The 21,737-nt window shown below is 63.5% G+C and carries 17 protein-coding genes; 4 read left to right on the top strand and 13 right to left on the bottom strand.

The genetic code is table 11. The annotated features are described in order from the left end of the window. Window positions 1-30: 30 nt before the first annotated feature. From M5G18_RS27865 to cbiE, 9 genes are all read right to left on the bottom strand, one after another. Window positions 31-2,157, bottom strand: coding sequence for a TonB-dependent receptor (locus tag M5G18_RS27865; protein ID WP_273897085.1), 2,127 nt, complete (start codon window positions 2,155-2,157; stop codon window positions 31-33). 162 nt (window positions 2,158-2,319) lie between these two features. Further along, complete coding sequence (locus M5G18_RS27860; RefSeq protein ID WP_273897086.1) at window positions 2,320-3,699, bottom strand: PepSY-associated TM helix domain-containing protein; 1,380 nt, start codon at window positions 3,697-3,699, stop codon at window positions 2,320-2,322. 79 nt (window positions 3,700-3,778) lie between these two features. Continuing rightward, complete coding sequence (locus M5G18_RS27855) at window positions 3,779-5,899, bottom strand: TonB-dependent copper receptor (protein ID WP_273897087.1); 2,121 nt, start codon at window positions 5,897-5,899, stop codon at window positions 3,779-3,781. A gap of 84 nt (window positions 5,900-5,983) precedes the next feature. Beyond that, window positions 5,984-6,430, bottom strand: coding sequence for a DUF2946 domain-containing protein (locus M5G18_RS27850; protein WP_221534699.1), 447 nt, complete (start codon window positions 6,428-6,430; stop codon window positions 5,984-5,986). 21 nt (window positions 6,431-6,451) lie between these two features. Then, on the bottom strand, window positions 6,452-6,931 hold the full coding sequence (locus M5G18_RS27845) for a copper chaperone PCu(A)C (RefSeq protein WP_273897088.1): 480 nt from the start codon (window positions 6,929-6,931) through the stop codon (window positions 6,452-6,454). A 48-nt stretch (window positions 6,932-6,979) separates the two neighbouring features. Next, a complete protein-coding gene (locus tag M5G18_RS27840) occupies window positions 6,980-7,381 on the bottom strand; it encodes a DUF2946 domain-containing protein (protein WP_273897089.1) in 402 nt (133 codons plus the stop codon). A 187-nt stretch (window positions 7,382-7,568) separates the two neighbouring features. Then, a complete protein-coding gene (locus tag M5G18_RS27835) occupies window positions 7,569-8,288 on the bottom strand; it encodes a cobalt-precorrin-6A reductase (protein WP_273897090.1) in 720 nt (239 codons plus the stop codon). Beyond that, window positions 8,285-9,382, bottom strand: a complete 1,098-nt coding sequence (locus M5G18_RS27830) for a cobalt-precorrin-5B (C(1))-methyltransferase (protein WP_273897091.1) — start codon at window positions 9,380-9,382, stop codon at window positions 8,285-8,287. Before M5G18_RS27830 ends, M5G18_RS27835 begins: the two co-directional genes overlap by 4 nt. Beyond that, window positions 9,375-10,586: a precorrin-6y C5,15-methyltransferase (decarboxylating) subunit CbiE gene (gene cbiE, locus M5G18_RS27825; RefSeq protein ID WP_273897092.1), complete on the bottom strand. Its 1,212-nt coding sequence runs from the start codon at window positions 10,584-10,586 to the stop codon at window positions 9,375-9,377. Before cbiE ends, M5G18_RS27830 begins: the two co-directional genes overlap by 8 nt. Window positions 10,587-10,730: 144 nt before the next feature. Between cbiE and cobG the strand changes: the two genes are divergently transcribed. The 4 genes from cobG to cobJ are packed head-to-tail and all read left to right on the top strand — an operon-like array spanning window position 10,731 to window position 15,082. After that, entirely contained in the window at window positions 10,731-12,029 is a 1,299-nt protein-coding gene (gene cobG / locus M5G18_RS27820; protein ID WP_337993672.1) for a precorrin-3B synthase, read from the top strand. Continuing rightward, the gene (locus M5G18_RS27815; protein ID WP_011332253.1) at window positions 12,022-12,648 is read left to right on the top strand and encodes a precorrin-8X methylmutase; all 627 of its coding nucleotides are present in this window, start codon (window positions 12,022-12,024) and stop codon (window positions 12,646-12,648) included. The genes cobG and M5G18_RS27815 overlap by 8 nt, the downstream gene beginning before the upstream one ends. Beyond that, a complete protein-coding gene (locus tag M5G18_RS27810; protein WP_007951035.1) occupies window positions 12,645-13,379 on the top strand; it encodes a precorrin-2 C(20)-methyltransferase in 735 nt (244 codons plus the stop codon). The genes M5G18_RS27815 and M5G18_RS27810 overlap by 4 nt, the downstream gene beginning before the upstream one ends. Further along, window positions 13,379-15,082 (top strand): precorrin-3B C(17)-methyltransferase, encoded by a 1,704-nt coding sequence (gene cobJ, locus M5G18_RS27805; RefSeq protein ID WP_273897093.1) that lies wholly within the window; start codon window positions 13,379-13,381, stop codon window positions 15,080-15,082. The genes M5G18_RS27810 and cobJ overlap by 1 nt, the downstream gene beginning before the upstream one ends. 51 nt (window positions 15,083-15,133) lie before the next feature. On the opposite strand, the gene M5G18_RS27800 is transcribed toward cobJ, so the two are convergent. The 4 genes from M5G18_RS27800 to purH form a co-directional block, all read right to left on the bottom strand. Then, window positions 15,134-15,727: a MarC family protein gene (locus M5G18_RS27800; protein ID WP_273897094.1), complete on the bottom strand. Its 594-nt coding sequence runs from the start codon at window positions 15,725-15,727 to the stop codon at window positions 15,134-15,136. A gap of 63 nt (window positions 15,728-15,790) precedes the next feature. Continuing rightward, complete coding sequence (locus M5G18_RS27795) at window positions 15,791-18,568, bottom strand: hybrid sensor histidine kinase/response regulator (RefSeq protein WP_007951031.1); 2,778 nt, start codon at window positions 18,566-18,568, stop codon at window positions 15,791-15,793. 102 nt (window positions 18,569-18,670) lie between these two features. After that, window positions 18,671-19,963: a phosphoribosylamine--glycine ligase gene (gene purD, locus M5G18_RS27790; protein WP_273897095.1), complete on the bottom strand. Its 1,293-nt coding sequence runs from the start codon at window positions 19,961-19,963 to the stop codon at window positions 18,671-18,673. Between the two features lie 155 nt (window positions 19,964-20,118). After that, the gene (gene purH, locus M5G18_RS27785; protein WP_273897096.1) at window positions 20,119-21,726 is read right to left on the bottom strand and encodes a bifunctional phosphoribosylaminoimidazolecarboxamide formyltransferase/IMP cyclohydrolase; all 1,608 of its coding nucleotides are present in this window, start codon (window positions 21,724-21,726) and stop codon (window positions 20,119-20,121) included. Window positions 21,727-21,737 lie beyond the last annotated feature (11 nt).

Below are 21,737 nucleotides of genomic sequence, written 5' to 3'. Positions count from 1 at the left end.
GAGGGTTAGGGTGAGGGCGGGGCCAGTGAGTCAAAAGGTGTAGTCAGCGGTGACAAAGAACGAACGAGGCTCACCCAGAATCCACTGCTGGCCCTCATTGTATTGGCTTTGCGCATACGTCCGGTCAAACAGATTGTTCACCTGCAACCCCAGCGTGGTGTTGCGCAGGGCTTTCCACGACAGCGTTGCATCGACCACGGTGTAGCTCGGCAGCTCGTTGCGGTTGGCCATGTCGGCGTAACGCGCATCGACGTAACGCACACCGGCGCCGGCTTTCAGGTCATCGGTCAGCGCCTTGCTCAGCCAAAGATTGGCGGTGCGCCGTGGCACGTCCACCGGGCGATTGCCGTTGCGCGACACCGGCACGCCGCCGACCACTTCTTCAAAATCGTCGTACTTGGCCTTCACGATCGCCGCGTTGGCTTGCAGTTGCCAGGCGTGTGGCAGTTGCAGATCAAGGCTGGCTTCCAGGCCGTTCGACGATTGCTGGCCGACCTGCTGCTTGAGCGTCGGGTTGCCCGGGTCGTCGGTCAACAGCTTCTTCTTGACGATGCGATACGCCGCCAACGTGAACTCGCCGCGCTGATCCCAGAACAACTGCTTCATGCCGATCTCGGTTTGCCGTGCGGTCGACAGGTCATATTGCTGCTGACTCGGGCTCAGGGAAATCAGACCGCCGATGCCATCGGTGCTGGTGGCGACCTGGCCGTAGAACGAGGTGTCCTGCGTCAGCGCGAACACCAGGCCGGCCTTCCAGTTGTTGCCGGTCAGGGTCTTGTCGCTCTGGCTGCCGTCGACCAGGTTGTTGCGATCCACATGCACGTAGTCGCGGCGCACACCGGTCACCAGCGACCAGCGCTCGCTCAGTTGCGTGCGGTTTTCGGCGAACACCGACATCTGTTTGGTAGTGCTGTCGAACTGATCGCGATACGGATCGGCGCTCTCGAAATAACCGCTTTGCGGGTGATACCGGTCCAGCGGCTGGCCATTCGGCAACAGGTCGTTGAACGGCGAGTTGCTGTTGAGCTGAAAACGGATGCGGTTGTAATCAACACCGGTCACGGTCTGGCTGTCGAGGCCGAACAGCGAGTGCTTGAAGGTGAAGGTCTGGCGGTCGCCGACCTGTTCCTGTTTGTGGCCAATGCCGAAGTAGCCGCTGCGGCTGAGTTGCTGGCTGTCAGCGTCGAAGTTGTAGTTCTCGGCGTTCTGCCAGCGGCGCTGGGCTTTCAGGTAGTACAGCTCGTTGCTGGCGCTGACTGCATCGTTGATCTGCCAGTCGGTGGTCAGGCGCGTCCACTGATCGTTGTAGTGCTGCTTGTCGTCGCGCACGTTGTAGTTCTTGTTGCGCAGGCTGTCTTTCAACTGGCCGTTGATCAACGGTGTACCGAAGTAGTTCTGCGGGCGCTGAACGCCGTAATCGTGGGCGAGGGTGAAGGTCAGGTCATCAGTGGCCTGCCAGCGCAGGGCGGCGCTGATGAAGTCGCTGGAGGAATCACCGCGATCGACCCAGCCATTACTGCGCAGGCGATTGAGATTGAGGCGATAGCTCAGGGTGTCGGTCAGCGAACCACCGCTGTCGAACGCCTGCTGCTGGAGGTCGAACGAGCCGTAACCGACGCGCACATGGTTTTCGATTTCGCCTTCGAACGGCTTCTTCGGGATCACGTTGACCACCGCACCGGTCGCGCCTTCGCCGTACAGCACCGAGGCCGGGCCGCGCAGTACGTCGACGCGCTCCACCGACCAGGTGTCGACCGGGAACGTCACGGTGCCCATGCCGGTGTACATGCGGTTGCCGTCATACAACTGCATCACCGAACTCTGCCCGGTAAAACCCCGGGCCTGCAACGAAGTGCCGCCATCGCCCGGCGTGCCGGTGCGACTGATGCCGGTGCTGCGCGACACCGCGTCCTGCACGCTGCGATCGCCACGTGTGCGGACTTGTTCGCCGCTGAGACTTTCGACGCTGGCCGGGGTTTCCATGGGCGTGAGGTTCAGGCGCGAGCCGGCGCTGGTCGGCGTGGTCAGGCTGACGGTCTGGTCTTCATTGGCCGGGGCGGTGATGGTGCCGGTGGGCAGCGTCAGCGGGGTGTTGTCGGCGTGGGCGCTGTGGTTCAGGGCGAACAGACAGAGGCTGGACAAGAGGTACTTGTTCATCGGGGCGGTGAATCACTTCTTCAAAAGAAAAGCCCGCAGGCTCATGACAATGCATGGCTGCGGGCAGAGCAGCAAATTTGCGTTATACAGTAACACTAAAAAATGCCGGAGTTTAAGCCCCGGCAGTTTAAAGATCTGTCTGGATCGCGCATCTCGCCTGTTTCATGATGAAGTTGAGGCAGATTCAGCTTGTCGGCCCAGACGCGACAACAGCAGCCGATCCAGCAACCACACCACCACCAGAGAAGCCCCTACCAGCGGAAACACCACCGCCAGTGCGAGCATGATCGCCACGCCGGTTTTCCACTTCGGCAGATCGTGACGCAGCGGCGGTACGCCGAATTTTCCTTGCGGGCGGCGTTTCCACCAGATCACCACGCCGCTGACGGCGCTCAGCAGGATCATCAGGCAGATCAGCAACACGATGATCTGGTTGAAGGTGCCGAACATCTTGCCTTCGTGGAGCATCACGCCGATCTCGGTAGCGCGGGCAACTGCGCCGTACTGCTCGAAGCGCACGTCGGCCAACACCTTGCCGGTGTACTGATCGACGTGCAGGGTCGCATCGTTACGCGGGTCGTCGGCGAATAGGGCGATGGTGAACACACCGGTGGCGGTGGTCGGCAGGGTGATGCTGTAGCCCGGCTCGACCTTGCGCTCAACGGCGATGTTTTGCACGTCCTGCAAGGGGATGGTCGGCGCGGCGGGGCCGTGTTGCATGCCGCCGTGGGCCATGTGTTCGGCGTGGTCGCCGGACATCGGCATCGGGGTGTTTTCCATCGCCCAGGGTACGGTCTGGCGGGCAGCGTTGTTGAGGCTGCCGGCCTCGACGTCGGAAGTCGGCACGTTGTCCCACATCGCCGCCGGGAACACGTTCCACACCTGGGCGTACTGCTTGCCCCAGAAGCCGGTCCAGGTCATGCCGCTGAGCAGCATCACCAGCAGCAAGGCCGCGCCCCAGAATCCGGTAACGGCATGCAGGTCACGCCACAGCACGCGGCCGCGACTGCTCAGGCGTGGCCACAGAATCCCCGCTGCCTGGCCTCGCGGCCACCACAGGAAAACCCCGGACACCACCAGCACCACGCCCCAGCCGGCGGCCATTTCGATCAGTCGGTCACCGACGGTGCCGATCATCAACTCGCCGTGGATCGCCCGGGCGATGGCTTGCAGGTTCTGCCTGGCATCCTGCTCGCCGAGGATGTCGCCGTGGTACGGATCGACGAACACGTTCAGCTCATGGCCGGCATTGGCCACGACAAACTGCGCGCTGCGCTCGGCATTCACCGGCGGCAGGTACTGGGTGACCTGGCCCTGTGGATAAGCGCTTTTGACCTTTTGCAGCAAGTCATCGGCCGGCACGGTGTGATGCCCGGCGGGGACGTTCAGCAGGCTGCTGTACATCAGCGAATCGAGTTGCGGCTTGAACAGGTAAATGATGCCGGTCAGGGCCAGCATCACCATGAAAGGCGCGACGAACAATCCGGCATAAAAATGCCAACGCCAGGCCAGGTTGTAGAAATTCGGTTTGGGCTGTTTCATCACGTGTGCTCCGCTTGGCTTGGATCTTCTAGTTGTCTGTTGCCGCCCGCTCCCTGAAGGGAGCGAGCGCCCTTGAGGGTTAGAAACTCATGTCCACCTTGGTCCAGAGCGTGCGCCCCGGTTCATTGATCGCTTGCGGGTCGTTAGCCGGGTAGCCGAACCCGGCGTTGCCCGCCAGGTTCAGGTGTTCGGCGTAAGCCTTGCCGAACAGGTTGTCGACGCCGGTACTGACCTTCCAGTGTTTGTTGATCCGGTAGGCACCGTTGAGCGAGAACACGCCGAAGCCTGAACTCTTGTCGTAATCCTTGCCGACCACGTTGCCTTTGTTCTGGTCGATACGGTTTTGCGCGGCGACCACCCTCCACAGTGCGCCGGCGCTCCAGTTGTCTTCGGTATAGGTCAGACCGAAGCGCGCATCCAGCGGCGGCATCTGCGGCAGGGCCTTGCCGTCGCTGCTGTTCTTGCCCCAGGCGTAGGCCAGGGTCGCATCGGCTTTCCAGTTGTCGGTGAGTTTGTAAGCGGCACCGAGTTCACCGCCCATGATCCGCGCGTCGATGTTCTCGGCGCGGGAAGTGCTCATGCCCATCATCCCCGGGGTGTAGTCGAACAGGATGTAATCGCGCACCTGGCCGATGTAGCCCGAGGCCCAGGCTTCGAGCTCGGCGCTCTTGTAGTTCACGCCGAAGTCGAGCTGAGTGGTCTTTTCCGGCTTGATCGAATCAAACGCGTTGACCGAACCGGCCGGGCCGGACTTGGGCGAAAACAGCTCCCAGTAATCCGGAAAACGTTGAGCGTGGCCGAGGCCGGCGTAGAGCGTGGTCGGGCTGTCGGCCAGGTCATGCTCGTAACGGATGAAGCCGCTCGGCAGGGTGTCGGCACGGGTATCGCCGGCAGTCGGGTTCGGGCGGGACATCATTCCCGAGCCGGTGGTCTGCCGGAAATCCCTGGCCGAGGCACGGTCGACCCGGGCGCCGGTGATCAGCCGGTCGCGGTCGGCGGCGTACCAGGTCATTTCGCTGAACACCCCGTAGTTATGGAAGTCGGCGTCCTTGGTGAACGGCTGATCCTTATAGGTATCGATACCCATGCCGCTGCGCTGGCGGTGTTCGTTGGTATGCGCATCGAGGCCAGTGATCAGCTGGATATCGGCCCAGCGCCAGGTGGCCTTGATCCGTGCGCCGAGGGTGCGGCGGTCGACGTTGGACGCCATGGGACCGGCCATCATCCCGGTGCCGGACGGCGTGCGCAGGGTGTAGTTGTCCATCACGTGGTCGGCGTAGTTGTAGTAGACCTGCGCTTCGAGCTTCTCCAGCACATCGGTGATGTTGGATTTCTCGAAACGCAGACCGAGGCTTTCACGCAGGAATTGCGAGCCATCCATGCCGCGTCCGGCGTAGCGGGCTTCGCCGTCGCCCTTGCCGGCGGTGAGTTCGATCAGGGTGTCGGCATCCGGGGTCCAGCCCAGCGCCACGTCGCCGTTCCACTTGTCATAGCGCGAGGCAACGATGTCGTTGTTGCCGTCGCGGTAGTCATCGGAATGCGCGGTGTTGCCGATCACCCGCACGTAACCCAGCGAGCCGCCGGCCGCCGCATCGACGACCTTGTCGAAGCGCCCGTGGGAGCCGGCCAGCACGCTGGCGTTCACCCGGGTGCCGAGTTCGCCGAAGCTTTCCGGCTCGCGGTCGAACAGGATCGTGCCGGCCGAGGCGCCTGGTCCGTAGAGCACGGTTTGCGGGCCTTTGATCACGGTGAGTTTGTCGTAGGTCTCGGGCGAGATGTACGAGGTCGGCGCGTCCATCCGGCCGGGGCAGGCGCCGAGCATCATGCTGCCGTTGGTGAGGATGTTCAGGCGCGAACCGAACATCCCGCGCAGCACCGGATCACCGTTGGTGCCGCCGTTGCGCACCAGGGCGAAGCCGGGAATGGTCTTCAGGTAGTCGCCGCCGTCGCTGGCCGGCACCGGTTGGCGCGGGTCTTTCGGGTTGGTGACGATGGTCAGCGGCGAGCTCGGGGCGATGGCGGTGATCACCGTCGGGCTCAGCTCATCAGTGTGGCCAGCGTGTTCGTCGGCGTGGACCAGCGGGGACAGCAGGACGCCGCAAAGGACGGCGGTAGCGTGCCTGAAACGAACGCGGGATTCGTTCAGGGCAAAGGGCGCTGGGGCAGAAGCCGGGCGTGGGACAGCAGAAAACCTGGACATGACAATTTCCATCAAACAGTCGTAAACGACACGGCCGGCAGCCTGAGGCTGTCTTCTCAACCGTGTGCAATCAGAGGTGGGTGTTTACGCTGCGACGGGCGGGGCGCGGGTGCGGGCGCCGGGGAAGAAGGTCTGCCGGGCATGGCCCAGACGCGGGGAGGGTGGGGTGAAGGTGTTGACGAGTGGAATGCTGAAGGTGGCGAAGCTGCCGCCGCCGGTCAGCGCCGGGCAGTTGAACAGCAGGCTGCAATAACCGCATTTTTCCCACAGCACATGGTGCGAGGATTGCGGCGGACAGTGTTCGGCCGAGGGTTTTGCTTCATGCGCGGAATGATCCATGCCCGCCATGTCCATCGACATGTCCATGCTCATCGGCATGGAGGTCGAGGCGTGCTGATCCATCGGCATCGACTGGGAAATCAGCGGGCCGATGAAGATCATCAACATGGCGAACAGGGCGATCCAGCTGCCGCGGGTCAGGTGTTCAGTCTGACGGCGTTGCAGGGAGGGCCTGGCGCTCAGGGGGCGCATGGGCGGAGTCTGCCGGAACGGTTACTGGGCGTGCGCGTGGGCTTGCGTGGCTTCCGGCGGCTTCTTCTGCACGGCGACTTCGACGGTCACGTCACCGGCCTTTTCGAAGTGCATCGTCAGGGGAAAGCGCTTGCCGTCGGTCAGCAGACTGCGGTCGGTCGGATTCATCAGCATCACGTGATAGGCCATCGGCGCGAAGGTCACGTTTCCACCGGCCGGGATGGCCACGTTCGGCACCTGTTGCATCTTCATCAGATCGCCCTGCATCACGTGCTCGTGCAGTTCGGCCGTCGGGGCGATGGGCGAGTCGACACTGAGCAGGCGGTCAGCCGTCTTGCCGGCGTTGTGAATGATGAAATACGCGGCAACGGTCGGTGCGTTCGGCGGCAGTTCCTGCGACCACGGGTGGGCGATTTCCAGCTCGCCGGCCTTGTATTCGTGGGCATGGACGAAGCACGCAGGCAGCAACAGCGCAGCGATGACGATGAATTTGTTCAACATGGCAGTTCTCCAGAACGATTTGAAACGCAGGTCAAATGCGGGAACAAATCAAACCAGAGGAGAGGCGCGGGGATTGAGGCTCGGCCATTGCTTGCGCGGTGTCGGAGTCTGCAGCAAGGCGGGCGCCACGCTGCGATTGCTTTCGTATCGGGCGAAATACAGCTGCGGCGAATGCCCCGGCAACGCCACCACCGGCGCCGATCCGGAACAGCACCAGCAATGCTGCATGGTCGAATGATGGTCACCGCTTTGCGGCGCTTTCTGATCGAGGCTGCCGATGTCGATCGCCACCATCTTCGTCCCGCTGCCGGTGCAGAAACTGCTCCACAGCAACTGCTCGGCCGGTGTCTGCGCCGCCTGCGCCATCGCTCCCGTCAACGGCATGGCGAGCATGTTGAACAGCACTGCAAAGCAGGCGATCCAGGCAAATGCGAGCCGGTGTCGGTTCATGGGACAGATCCGTAGGGTGGGCGATCAGGCGCGGCTATTTAGCCTGATCAGGACCGATAAGTAAAAAAGCGTCGTGCGGTTTGGTGTCGCAGCGCTCTTTCAAGAGAGTGTAGCGGCTCGAATTTGCATTGCATGGGACTTGCATCAACAACTGAAGCTATCGCGAGAGGAAAAAGCTCCGTCCCGATCAAGGTTTTTCAAGAGCCGAGATGACGTCATTAACCGTCGTAAATTCCCGATCAACCCCCGCCAACAGCGGTCGCTTCAACACCATCACCGGCACCCCAAGCGCCCGCGCCACTTCTAGTTTCGGCTCGGTTGCGGTGCTGCCGCTGTTCTTGCTGATCAGCACGTCGATCTGCCGGCGTTCGAACAGCGCTCGCTCATCCTCCAGCAGAAACGGCCCACGGGCACCGATGACTTCGCAGCGTTCGTTGCCGGGATAAACGTCAAGGGCGCGCAGGGTCCAGAACTGGTGCGCCGGGATTTCATCGAGGTGTTGCAGCGGTTCGCGGCCGAGGGTGAACAGTGGGCGGTGAAAGGGTTCGAGGGCGGCGATCAGTTCCGCCCAGTCGGCGACTTCGCGCCAGTCATCGCCCGGTTGCGGCTGCCACGCCGGGCGGCGGAGGGCCCAGCAGGGGATGCTGGTGAGTTGCGCAGCAGTGGCGGCGTTCTGGCTGATTTGGGCGGCGTAAGGGTGGGTGGCGTCGAGCAGCAGGTTGATGCCTTCGTCGCGAATGAACTGCGCCAGACCTTCGGCACCGCCGTAGCCGCCGACGCGCACCTGACACGTCAGATCGGTCGGCACCCGGCCGACGCCGGCCAGGCTGTAAATGTGTTCCGGCCCCAAAGTGCGCGCGATGGCCAGCGCTTCGGTCACGCCGCCCAGCAACAGAATCCGTTTCATACAAAAGCTCCCGCATGGCCGACGATACCGCCCTGACGATCAATCGCAAACACCTCGACCTGCACCTGCGCCGGTACCACGCTACGGGCGAATTCCAGAGCATGGCGACAGACCTCATCACCGAGGGCAACGCCCGCCGCACTGGCCATCGCCAACGCCTGCTGACTGGTGTTCGCCCCGCGAATGGCTTGCTGCAGCGCATCGTCAGCACCAATCGCCGCCGCCCATTCGGCCAGTTGCGGCAGGTCGATGCTCGAATGGCGCGAGTGCAGATCCATGTGTCCGGCCGCCAGTTTGCTGATCTTGCCGAAGCCGCCGCACAGGCTGAGTTTATCCACAGGCACTTTGCGCAGGTGCTTGAGCACGGCGCCGACGAAGTCGCCCATTTCGATCAGGGCGATTTCCGGCAGGTTGTAGACCCGGCGCATGGTGTCTTCGCTGGCGTTGCCGGTGCAGGCGGCGATGTGCAGGTAGCCGTTGGTTTTCGCCACGTCGATGCCTTGATGGATCGAGGCGATATACGCTGCGCAGGAAAACGGCCGGACGATGCCGCTGGTGCCGAGGATCGACAGCCCGCCGAGAATCCCAAGGCGCGGGTTCATGGTTTTCAGCGCCAGGGCTTCGCCACCCTCGACATTGACCGTCACCTCGAAGCCGCCGCGATAGCCGGTTTCTTCGGCCAGCAAAGTCAGGTGATCGCTGATCATCTTGCGCGGCACCGGGTTGATCGCCGGTTCGCCGACGCCCAGCACCAGCCCCGGCCGAGTGACGGTGCCGACACCTTTACCGGCAATGAAGCGGATTCCCGGCTCGGCCATCAATTGCACCCGTGAATAGAGCAGAGCGCCGTGAGTCACGTCCGGGTCGTCGCCGGCATCCTTGATGGTTCCGGCTTCGGCGCCGTTCTCGGTCAGCCGGCAGAACTCCAGGCGCATCTGCACCTGCTTGCCCTTGGGCAACACGATCTGCACGGCGTCCGCCACCACGCCGCCGAGCAGCAGGCGGGCAGCGGCGAGGCTGGTGGCCGTGGCGCAGCTGCCGGTGGTCAGGCCGCTGCGCAGGGGCGCGGGTTGTTCGGCGGTTTCGTCACGCATCGAGGGGTTTGACCAGATCGAGCAGAGTAATTGGCAACGCCTGGCGCCAGGTATCGAACTCGCCCAGCGGCTGGGCCTGGGCGATGTGGATGCGGGTCAGCTCGCCGCCGTGGCGTTCGCGCCAGCTCATCAAGGTCATTTCGCTTTGCAGGGTCACGGCGTTGGCGACCAGTCGGCCGCCGGGTTTGAGTTGTTCCCAGCAGGTGTCGAGCACGCCTTCGCGGGTCACGCCGCCGCCGATGAAAATCGCGTCCGGGCGTTCCAGCCCGGCGAGAGCCTGCGGGGCACTGCCGCGAATCAGTTGCAAGCCGGGCACGCCCAAGGCGTCGCGGTTGTGTTCGATCAACTGTTGTCGGCCGTCATCGGCTTCGATAGCAAGGGCGCGGCAGGTCGGGTGAGTGCGCATCCACTCGATGCCGATCGAACCGCTGCCGGCGCCGACGTCCCACAGCAATTCGCCCGGTGTCGGGGCGAGGCGGGCGAGGGTGATCGCGCGCACGTCGCGCTTGGTCAGTTGGCCGTCGTGCTGGAAGGCCGAGTCCGGCAGACCGGCGAGACGCGACAGGCGCGGTGTCTGCGGATCGCCCAGGCATTCGATGGCGATCACGTTGAGATCGGCAATGAGCGGATCGTTCCAGTCGTTGGCGGTGCCATCGATCCGGCGTTCAGCGTCGCCGCCCAGATGTTCCAGCACACTCAGGCGACTGGCGCCGAATCCGCGCTCACGCAGCAATTGCGCAACGGCGGACGGGCTCTGGCCATCGTTGCTCAGCAGCAACAGGCGCACGCCGCTAAACAACTGTGCGTTCAGAGCGGCCAATGGTCGCGCCACCAAGGACACGATCACCACCTCCTGCAACGGCCAGCCCAATCGGGCGGCTGCCAGCGAGCAGGAGGCTGGTGTCGGCAGAACCAGCATCTCGCTGCCGGGAACTTGCCGCGCCAGGCTCGCGCCAACGCCGTAGAACATCGGATCACCGCTGGCCAGCACGCACACCGCTTCACCGCGACGCTCGAGCACCGGGGCCAGGGAAAACGGGCTCGGCCACAACTGACGCTCGCCGCGGATGCACGCCGGCAACAGATCCAGCTGACGCTGACCGCCGATGATCCGTGAAGCGCCCATCAAGGCGCGCCGGGCATTCTTGCCCAGGCCCTTGAAGCCGTCTTCACCGATTCCTACTACTGTCAGCCAGGGTGACATCTGTAGCCCCTCAAAAAAGTGTCCGCAAACGCGCCGTTCCGACGGGCAGACTTTTCATGCCGTCGGACAAAGCAGGCATAATACCGCGCCTTCGCCCGCGAAGCGCCTTTCCCACAGAGCTGCCAGCCCTTGAACGAACGTCCGATGTCCAACGCCATACGCCCCTCGGCTTGTCCGGGGTTGCTGCGTATCGTCCAGGCGCTGGATGGCGGGATCTGTCGGATCAAGCTAGATGGCGGTTCGATCACGGCCGATCAGGCCGATGCGGTGGCCCATGCTGCCGAGCGGTTTGCCGGCGGGGCGATCGAGGCAACCAACCGCGGCAATCTGCAGATTCGCGGCATCGGTGACCAGTCCGTTGCGCTGATCGACAGCCTGCTGGCCGCCGGTCTCGGGCCGCGAACCGCAGCGGGCGACGATGTGCGCAACCTGATGCTCAGCCCGACGGCGGGCATCGACCCGCAGATGCGCTTCGATACTCGTCCACTGGCCGGGCAGATTCTCGAGACCCTGCAAAGCCATCCGCGCTTCCACGAGCTGAGCGCCAAGTTCGCCGTGCAACTGGATGGCGGTGAAGCGCTGGCGATGCTCGAACATCCTCATGACCTGTGGTTGTCCGCATTCGAAGATCGCGGCGACACGCTGTTGGCGTTCGGGCTGGCGGGTTGTCCGACGGATCGACCGCTGGCCGCCGTGGCGCTTTCGGATGGACATGCGCTGGTGGTGGCGGTGCTGGAACTGTTTCTCGATCTGGCCCGGCCGGAGCAGACGCGGATGCGGCATCTGCTGGATGAATGTCCGGCGCCGGTGTTCCTGGAAAAACTCGGTCAGCGGATCAATCTGAAAGCCGCTGCTGATTGGCAGCGCGAAGCCGGACCGGAGGGTTTGCACCTCGGCATCCGCCCTCAGCAATCGGCTGGTCAGGTCTATGTCGGTGCCGCACCGACGCTCGGCCGCCTCGATCCGGACATGCTGCGTGGCGCCGCACAACTGGCCAGAACCTTCGGTGACGGCAGCCTGCGTTTCACCCCTTGGCAGAGTCTGTTGCTGCCCAATGTGCGGGAAACCGATGCGGTTCAAGTGCTCGACGAAATGAGCAAGCTGAACCTGCTGACCCATATCGAAGATCCTTTGGCGCACCTGATCGCCTGCACCGGCGCCAACGGCTGCGGCAAAGGCCTGGCCGACACCAAACACGATGCCCGCCTGCTGGCTACGCTGTTGCCACATGCCGTGGATGTGCACCTGTCCGGCTGCCCGCGTTCCTGCGCCGCGGCGCATCGGGCTGCGGTGACTCTGCTGGCGGTCGGCCCCGGTCACTACGATCTCTATTTTCGCGATGCAGCGCTGCCGGGTTTCGGCGCGCTGCACGCTCACAACCTTACTATCGAAGCGGCGGCGAAATTGCTCGCCGCCCGCTCACGGAGCCCCCTTGATGCTTGATTACATCCGCGACGGTCAGGAGATCTATCGCAACTCCTTCGCGATCATTCGCAGCGAGGCCAACCTGGCGCGCATCCCGGCCGACCTGGAAAAACTCGCCGTGCGGGTGATCCACGCCTGCGGCATGGTCGAGGCCATCGACGGGCTGCAATTCTCCGAGGGCGCCGGCAAGGCCGGGCGCGATGCGCTGGCCGCCGGCGCTCCGATTCTGTGCGATGCGCGGATGGTTTCCGAGGGCGTGACCCGTGCGCGCCTGCCGGCCAACAACCAAGTGATCTGCACCCTGCGCGATGACAGCGTGCCGGAGCTGGCGCGCGAGCTGGGCAATACTCGCTCCGCTGCCGCACTGGAACTGTGGCGCCCGCATCTGGAAGGCAGCGTGGTGGTGATCGGCAACGCGCCGACCGCGCTGTTCTATCTGCTGGAAATGCTCGACGCCGGTGCCCCGAAACCGGCGCTGATCCTCGGCTTCCCGGTGGGCTTCGTCGGCGCCGCCGAATCCAAGGCCGAGCTGGCCGCCAACAGCCGTGGCGTGCCATTCGTGATCATGCAAGGCCGCCTCGGCGGCAGCGCCATGGCCGCCGCCGCGGTCAATGCCCTCGCTACGGAGATCGAATGATGCAGGCTCAAGGACGTTTGATTGGCCTGGGCGTCGGCCCCGGTGATCCGGAACTGATTACCGTCAAGGCCCTGCGCCTGCTGCGCGAATCGCCGGTGGTGGCGTATTTCGTGGCCAAGGGCAAGAAGGGCAACGCGTTTGGCATCATCGAGGCGCACCTGCAGGACGCGCAGAATCTGCTGCCGCTGGTGTACCCGGTGACCACCGAAGTGCTGCCGGCGCCGCTGTCCTACGAGCAAGTGATCAGCGATTTCTACGATGACGCTGCCGAGGAAGTGGCCGCGCATCTGGATGCCGGTCGCGACGTGGCGGTGATCTGCGAAGGCGACCCGTTCTTCTACGGCTCCTACATGTACCTGCACGATCGCCTCGCCAGCCGTTACGAAGCCGAAGTGGTGCCGGGCGTCTGCTCGATGCTTGGTGGCGCGTCGGTGCTGGGCGCACCGCTGGTGTATCGCAATCAGAGCCTGTCGGTGCTGTCCGGCGTGCTGCCTCACGATGAACTCAAGCGCCGTCTGGCCGATGCCGACGCGGCGGTGATCATGAAACTGGGGCGCAATTTCCCGAAGGTGCGCGACGTTTTGGCAGAGCTGGGTCTGGCCGAACGTGCGCTGTACGTCGAACGCGCGACCATGGCCAACCAGAAGATCGTGCCGCTGGACGAGGTCGAGCCGATGTCGTCGCCGTACTTCTCGCTGATCATTGTTCCCGGCGAACGGTGGCAAGGCTGATGACCCAATCCACACCGGCCATCGTCATTCTCGGCCAGGGCGCGCTGGCCACGGCCCGTCGCCTTCAACAGGTTTATCCGGCTGCACAGATTCACGGACTGAAAGGGCGCGTCGATGGCGCCGACCTGACTTACAGCGACTTCGGCGCGACCCTGCGCGAGCTGTATCAACAGGACACGCCGATTATTGCCCTGTGCGCGGCAGGCATTGTCATCCGCACGCTGGCACCGCTGTTGCTGGAGAAAGGCGTCGAGCCGCCAGTGCTCGCCGTGGCTGAGGACGGCAGCGCCGTGGTGCCTTTGCTCGGCGGCCTGGGCGGGGTGAATGTCATGGCCCGCGAGATCGCGGCTGCGCTTGAAGTGGCAGCGGCGATCACCACCAGCGGTGAGTTGCGCTTCGGCACCTGTCTGCTCAACCCGCCCGGTGGTTATGCCCTTGGCGATCTGGAGCAGGGCAAGCGTTTTGTCTCCGATCTGCTCGCCGGCCACAGCGTGCGCATCGACGGTGCTGCGCCGTGGCTTGAGCAAGCGCAACTGCCGGAAGATCCACAGGCGCAGCGCTCGATTCATGTGGGCAGCGATGCCCGTGCGGCGAGCGCCAGTGAGTTGCTGATTTATCCGCGCAGCGTGGCGGTGGCGGTCGGTGTGGATGTGGCCGACTTGCCGGGCGCGATTCGCGATGCGTTGCAGCAGGCCGGTGTAGCGATTCAATCGCTGGCCTGTCTGGTGGCGGCGGACATTCAGATGGCCAGTCCGGCATTGCGTGAAGCAGCGCTTGAACTGGCAGTGCCGCTGCGCTTTGTGGCGCCGGCGAGTGACATCGGTGAGCTGGCTCGCGATGCAGTCCCCGGCGCTCGAATCATCACAACATCCCGCGACATTGCCATCGCCGTGGCCGAACAGCCGCTGGATGTTTCGCAGGTCGGCCGCCCGCGTGGACGTCTGGCCGTGATCGGCCTCGGCCCAGGTGCGGCAGAGCTGATGGTGCCGGCGGTGAAAGCCGAACTGGCCCGTGCAACTGACGTGCTGGGTTACGAAACCTACGTGCGCATGGCCGGCCCGTTCCGTGACGATCAGGTGCAGCATTGCACCGACAACCGCGAAGAGATGCAGCGTGCCCGCCACGCCTTCAGGCTGGCCGCTCAGGGCCGTTCGGTGATCGTGGTTTCGTCCGGCGATCCGGGTGTGTTTGCCATGGCGGCGGCAGTGCTCGAAGCGTTGCACGAGTCGACGGATCCGGCGTGGCACAGCGTCGATCTGGAAATCCTGCCGGGTGTGTCCGCGTCGCTCGCCACCGCCGCTCAGGCCGGGGCACCGCTGGGCCACGACTTCTGCGTGATGTCGCTGTCGGACAACCTCAAACCGTGGTCGATCATCGAGAAGCGTCTGGATCTGGCCGCCGAGGCGGATCTGGCGTTGGCGTTCTACAACCCGATCTCCCGTGCCCGTCCGTGGCAACTGGGGCGAGCGCTGGAAATCGTCGCGCAACACCGCACGCCGCAAACGCCGGTGGTGCTGGGGCGCGATATCGGCAGGCCGGGGCAGACTCTACGTACCACCACGTTGGGCGCGTTGACCCCGGATCAGGTGGACATGCGCACCATGGTGCTGGTCGGGTCTTCCATGACCTGTACTTTCCCCCGGGCCAGCGGTGGCGACTGGGTGTACACCCCGCGCTGGTATGGCGAGAAACCCAATACTTGAGGCATAAAAAAGCGGCTCTTCGGAGCCGCTTTTCATTCCAGTGGTGGCAGGTCAGCCAAGATAACCTTTCACCCCGGTGAAGATGATCTGTGCGGCCAGAGCGCAAACAAACAGGCCCATCAGACGGCTGACAATCTGCAGCCCTTGATCGCCGAGAATTCGTTCGATGCGGTTCGACAGGTACAGCACCACCCCGACGGTGAAGCTGGCCAGGGCGATGCTCATGATCGCGAACAGCTTGTCGTCCCAGTGTGGCTGGCTGACACCCATCACCAATAGCGCACCGATGGTGCCGGGGCCAACCGTAAGCGGAATGGTCAGCGGAACAATCGTCACGTCCTGCTGCACGTTGTCGGTCTGCACGGCCGACTTGCCCTGCGCCATGCCCAGCGCCGAAATGAACAGCACACTGCCGGCACCGATGCGGAAGGCATCCACCGTGATGCCGAATACATCGAAAATCACCCGCCCGAACAGATACAGCAGCACGCTCGAGACCAGGGTGGCGACTGCCACTTTCCAGGCCAGGCGGCGTTGTTCCTTGCGTGAATAACCGCGGGTCAGGCTGATGAAGCAGGACAACACGAAGAACGGGCTGTAGAGCACCAGCATCTTCAGGTAAACACTGAATAACACGTGGAGCATGGCGCGGGCTCGCTGGCGGGGAAAGTCGGGGGGAGTCTAACAGGCGCTATCGTGTCTGTCGGCTCACGACGGTTGTGTCGTCGCTCGGTTCTGCTGATCACGCTGGGCCACCCAGTGCTCGATCAGCTCACGCAGTTGCGACAGCTCCACCGGTTTGGCCATGTGCCCGTCCATCCCGGCCTGGCGCGCGCGTTCCTTGTGTTCGGCAAGGATGTGCGCGGTCAGCGCGACGATCGGCGTGCGGATGCGCTGATTGCCGACTTCCCAGGCCCGCAGCTGCTGGGTGGCGGAGAAGCCGTCGAGGATCGGCATTTCGCAGTCCATCAGCACCAGGTCGTAGCGCTGGGCTTTCATCGCCTGCAAGGCTTCTTCGCCGTTGCTGGCGGTGTCCGGCTGCAGGTTGAGTTTACCGAGCATGCCACGGATCACCTTGGTGGAAATGGTGTTGTCTTCGGCCACCAGAATGCGGAAATCGCTTGGCACCTTGACCGGCGCAGCGGGGCTCGCAACCTGTGGCTGGAACACCACCTGGCCACGGTTGCGCTGGTTCAGTTCGTCGGCGAGCGTGGTCTTGAGGGTGTAGCCGGCCACCGGTTTGGCCAGGATGCGCTTGATCCCCGAGTTGCGCGCGATGATCTTGCTCGGCGCATTGCTGATGCCGGTGAGCATGATCAGCAGGATGTCGTGGTTCAGACTCGGGTCTTCCTTGATCTTGGCCGCCAGTTGCATGCCGGTCATGCCGGGCATGTTCTGGTCGAGCAGGACCACGTCGAAGTAATCACGCAAATGCGCCTTGGTGCGCAGCAGGGCCAGCGCTTCCTTGCCCGACGGCACGGCGCTGACGTTCAGGCCCCAGGCGCTGCATTGCTGCACCAGCACCTTGCGGCAGGTGTCGTTGTCGTCGACCACCAGCACGCGTGCGCCTTGCAGCGGGCTGTCGAGGTCCGAGGTCGGGTGCTCCAGGCGATCAGGGTCCAGCGGCAGGGTCAGCCACAGCGTACTGCCCTGGCTGGCGCCGCTCTTGATACCGAACTCGCCCTGCATCAAACGGATCAATTGGCGGGCGATCACCAGCCCGAGGTTGCCGCCCAGACGGTTGGCCGACAGGAAGTGCTTGCTGTGCAACTCGGCGTGCATCAGCGCGTCGCGCTCTTCCTGATCCATCGGCTGGCCGCTGTCCTGCACGGCAATGCGCAGGCGTGGCCCGGCGCTGCGTTCGTCGAGGGCGACGACTACCAATACTTCGCCTTCTTCGGTTTTCTTCAGGGCGTTTTCCAGCAGGCTCAGCAACGTCTGACGCAGGCGCGTCGGGTCGCCGCTGATGACCCGTGGCACTTGCGGCTGGATGAAGCTGATCAGCTCGACGTTCTGCTGTTCGGCCTTGGCGCGGTAGATGCTCAGGCAATCGTCGATCAGCGCGTTGAGGTCGAACTGCACGTCGTCCAGTTCGATCTGCCCGGACTCGAGCCGCGAGATGTCGAGGATCTCGTTGATCAGGGTGAGCAGTTCGTTGCCGGCGCTGTGGATGGTTTGCACATAATCGCGTTGCTTGACCGACAGCGGCGTACCGAGCAGCAGTTCGGTCATGCCCAGTACGCCGTTCATTGGCGTGCGGATTTCGTGGCTGATCTTGGCCAGGAACTCGGCCTTGGCGTTGATCTCGGCGTTGCTCGCAGCGAGGTCGCGGCTGATGCTGAAACGGCTTTCGGTGATGCTGCGCTGACGCTCGCCGAGGGCGATGCTCATCAACAGGCCACTGATACAGATGAAACCCATCAGGGTCATGATCAGGCCTTGCGGCGCGACCAGGGTCAGCCCCAGCAAGGCCGGGAGGATGATCAGCGTGCCGATGTTGAACACCACCATCGCGGCGACGAACAAGCGGGCAGGGCGGTAGCCTTTCTGCCAGTGATAGAACGCCACCAGCAACATGCTCAGCCCGGCCAGGGCCACCAGCGCGTAGGTGATGATGTTCAGCGGCAAGGTGTTGACGAACAACAGCAGCAGGCTGCAGATCACGATGAACAGGATGTCGCCGATCAGCAGCTTGTTCAGCGGATGCGGGCCGAGCGGCGCGAAGAAGCGGTAAGCGAACATCAGGCCCGCGGGTGCAGTCAGCAGCAGGGCCAGATAGGCGCCCGGGGTCTGGATCGCGTGCCAGTTCGGCAGCCACGGACCGGCGAGGTTGAGCAGCAGCAACAGGCTCAGGCTCAACAGGCCTTCACACACCGCCAGCCACAGGCTGCTGCGCGAGCGGGTGTAGGCGTAGCGGATCAGGTTGTGCAGGATCAGCATCGCCAGACAGCCGAACAGCAGGCCGTAGATCAGCGTCTGGTTGTGATTGGCCGCGGCCATCACCGCCGATTGCAGGGTGATGTACGGGCGCAACTGGTGATCGGAGACCAGGCGCAGGTAAACGTCGAGGGGTTTGTCGCTCTGCGGCAACGGCAGCATGAAGTCGCTGCTGGGCAGCGGTCGTTCCACCTGGGGCTGGGTGGTGCCGGTGTCGCGTTGTTCGATCAGGCGATCGCCGTCGAGGACATACAGATTGAGGTGCGACAGGTCGGGGGCGAAGATCCGCAGCACTTGTTCGTGCTTGCCGGGCGCCAGCCTGAAGCGCAGCCACAAGGCGCCATCGGGTTCGGCCGCGGTGAGGCGGTCAAGCTCGATAGGGCTGAATTGATTGGTGTAGCGGGCGGAGCGGATGTCGCTCAGCTGGAGGTTGCCCTGATCGTCAAGCAATACCGACCAGCCACTGCCTTGCGCGGCCTGGGCCGGGAGCATGCAGAGCAAAGTCAACAGCGTGACGGTGAAGCCTATGGCAATCCTGAGCCAGCGCACGGCGAAATCCCTTCGTAGGTTGATGCCAGAATATAACGATGCGCAGCGTCGGAACAGTCCGGCAAGGGCAATGAGCCCCTACCGGAAACACAGCGTAGCTTATTACTGAGACTCACCGCGTTCACGGGCAATGGCGCGGTAGCCAATGTCGGTGCGGTAGAAGCAGCCTTCCCAGTCGATGGCCTTGGCCAGTTTGTAGGCCTGCTCCTGGGCGGCGCCGACGCTGGCGCCCATGGCGGTGGCGCACAGCACCCGACCACCGGCTGTCACGACGTTGCCGTCTTTGAGCGCAGTACCGGCGTGGAAGACCTTGCCTTCCAGTGCGGCGGCTGCGTCCAGACCGTTGATCGGCGCGCCCTTGGCGTAGTCGCCCGGGTAACCGCCAGCGGCCAGCACGATGCCGACGCTCGGACGTGGATCCCACTGCGCTTCAACCTTGTCCAGTGCCTGGGCGAGAGCAGCTTCGACCAGCAGCACCAGGCTCGACTGCAGACGCAGCATCACCGGTTGGGTTTCCGGATCGCCGAAACGGCAGTTGAACTCGATGACCTTCGGATTGCCGGCCTTGTCGATCATCAGACCGGCGTACAGGAAGCCGGTGTAGACGTTGCCTTCGTCGGCCATGCCGCGCACGGTCGGCCAGATCACCTGGTCCATCACGCGCTGGTGCACGTCGGCGGTGACCACTGGTGCAGGGGAGTAAGCACCCATGCCGCCGGTGTTCGGGCCGCTGTCGCCGTCGCCGACGCGTTTGTGGTCCTGGCTGGTGGCCATCGGCAGAACGTTCTTGCCGTCGACCATGACGATGAAGCTGGCTTCTTCGCCGTCGAGGAATTCTTCGATGACAACGCGCGAACCGGCGTCGCCAAAGGAATTGCCGGCGAGCATGTCGCGCACGGCGTCTTCGGCTTCGGCCAGGGTCATGGCAACGATCACGCCTTTACCGGCGGCCAGGCCGTCGGCCTTGATCACGATCGGTGCGCCTTTTTCACGTAGATAAGCCAGGGCTGGCTCGATCTCGGTGAAGTTCTGGTAGTCGGCGGTCGGGATCTTGCGGCGCGCCAGGAAATCCTTGGTGAAGGCTTTCGAGCCTTCCAGCTGCGCGGCGCCAGCGGTCGGACCGAAGCAATCCAGGCCACGGGAGCGGAACAGGTCGACGACGCCGGCCACCAATGGCACTTCCGGACCGACGATAGTCAGGGAAACGTTTTTCTCGGCGAAGTCAGCGAGCTGCTCAAGGGCCAGCACGTCGATGGCGACGTTTTCGCACTTGGCTTCAATCGCAGTGCCGGCGTTGCCTGGCGCCACGAAGACTTTCTGCACACGCGGATCCTGAGCCACTTTCCAGGCCAGGGCGTGTTCGCGGCCACCGCTGCCAATGATCAAAACATTCATTTCAAAAACCTCGGATGACGCTAATTCTGTTGAGCGCCGCTGGGGCGCTTTTCTGTGGGAGCGAGCTTGCTCGCGAAAGCGGATTTTCAGTCACATCTGAATTGAATGTGCCGCCGTCTTCGCGAGCAAGCTCGCTCCCACAGTGGATCGTGTACTTAGTGGCGGAAATGACGCATGCCGGTGAACACCATGGCGATGCCAGCCTCGTCGGCAGCAGCAATCACCTCGGCATCACGCATCGAGCCACCTGGCTGGATCACCGCCGTGATACCGACCTTGGCCGCATTGTCCAGACCGTCGCGGAACGGGAAGAACGCGTCCGACGCCATTACCGAACCAGCCACTTGCAGACCGGCGTGCTCAGCCTTGATCGCCGCGATACGCGCCGAGTTCACGCGGCTCATCTGGCCGGCGCCGACACCGATGGTCTGACGGTTCTTGGCGTAGACGATGGCGTTGGATTTGACGAACTTGGCCACTTTCCAGGCGAAGATCAGGTCGTTGACTTCCTGTTCGGTCGGGGCGCGCTTGGTCACCACTTTCAGGTCGTCGGCGCCGATCATGCCGATGTCACGGCTCTGTACCAGCAGGCCACCGTTGACGCGCTTATAGTCCCAGGCCGGAACGCGATCCGCCGACCACTCGCCGCAGGCCAGCAGGCGTACGTTGGCTTTGGCAGCAACGATGGCGCGGGCTTCTTCGCTGACGCTTGGTGCGATGATCACTTCAACGAACTGACGCTCGACGATCGCCTTGGCGGTCTCGGCATCCAGTTCACGGTTGAAGGCGATGATGCCGCCGAACGCGGATTCGGTGTCAGTGGCGTAGGCCAGTTCGTAGGCCTGACGGATGCCGCCTTCGGCGTCCGGGCTCACGGCCACGCCGCACGGGTTGGCGTGCTTGACGATCACGCAGGCCGGTTTGACGAAGCTCTTCACGCATTCCAGCGCGGCGTCGGTGTCGGCCACGTTGTTGTACGACAGTTCCTTGCCTTGCAGCTGGGTCGCGGTGGCGATGCCGACTTCGGCAGGCTTGGCTTCAACGTAGAACGCCGCGCTCTGGTGCGGGTTCTCGCCGTAGCGCATTTCCTGGGCCTTGATGAACTGGCTGTTGAAGGTGCGCGGGAATTCGCTGCGACCTTCAGTGCTCAGGGTTTCGGCAGCCTGGTTCACGGTGCCCATGTAGTTGGCGATCATGCCGTCGTAGGCGGCGGTGTGTTCGAACGCCTTGAGCATCAGGTCGAAACGCTGAGCGTAGGTCAGGCCGCCGGCCTTGAGGTTTTCCAGGACGTTGGCGTAATCGCTGGCATTCACCACGATGGCCACGTCTTTGTGGTTTTTCGCGGCCGAACGGACCATGGTCGGGCCGCCGATGTCGATGTTCTCGATGGCGGTCGGCAGGTCGCAGCCTGGCTTGCTGATGGTGGCTTCAAACGGATACAGGTTGACGGCTACCAGGTCGATCGGCTTGATGCCGTGCTCGTTCATGATCGCGTCGTCGATACCGCGACGACCAAGAATCCCGCCGTGGATTTTCGGGTGCAGGGTTTTCACCCGACCGTCCATCATCTCTGCGAAACCGGTGTAATCCGCGACTTCCACTGCGGCCACGCCGTTGTCCTGCAGCAGTTTGAAGGTCCCGCCGGTGGAAAGGATTTCCACGCCCAGGGCTTCCAGCTCCCTGGCGAATTCGAGGATCCCGGTCTTGTCGGAAACACTGATCAAGGCGCGGCGGATCGGCAGGCGGGTAGTCTGGTCGGTCATCTCAATTTCCA

Source organism: Pseudomonas aphyarum, from assembly GCF_028657055.1.
Taxonomy (GTDB): Bacteria; Pseudomonadota; Gammaproteobacteria; order Pseudomonadales; family Pseudomonadaceae; genus Aquipseudomonas; species Aquipseudomonas aphyarum.
Note: the sequence above shows the minus strand (reverse complement) of the source record. Positions and strands in the feature narration are given on the sequence as shown.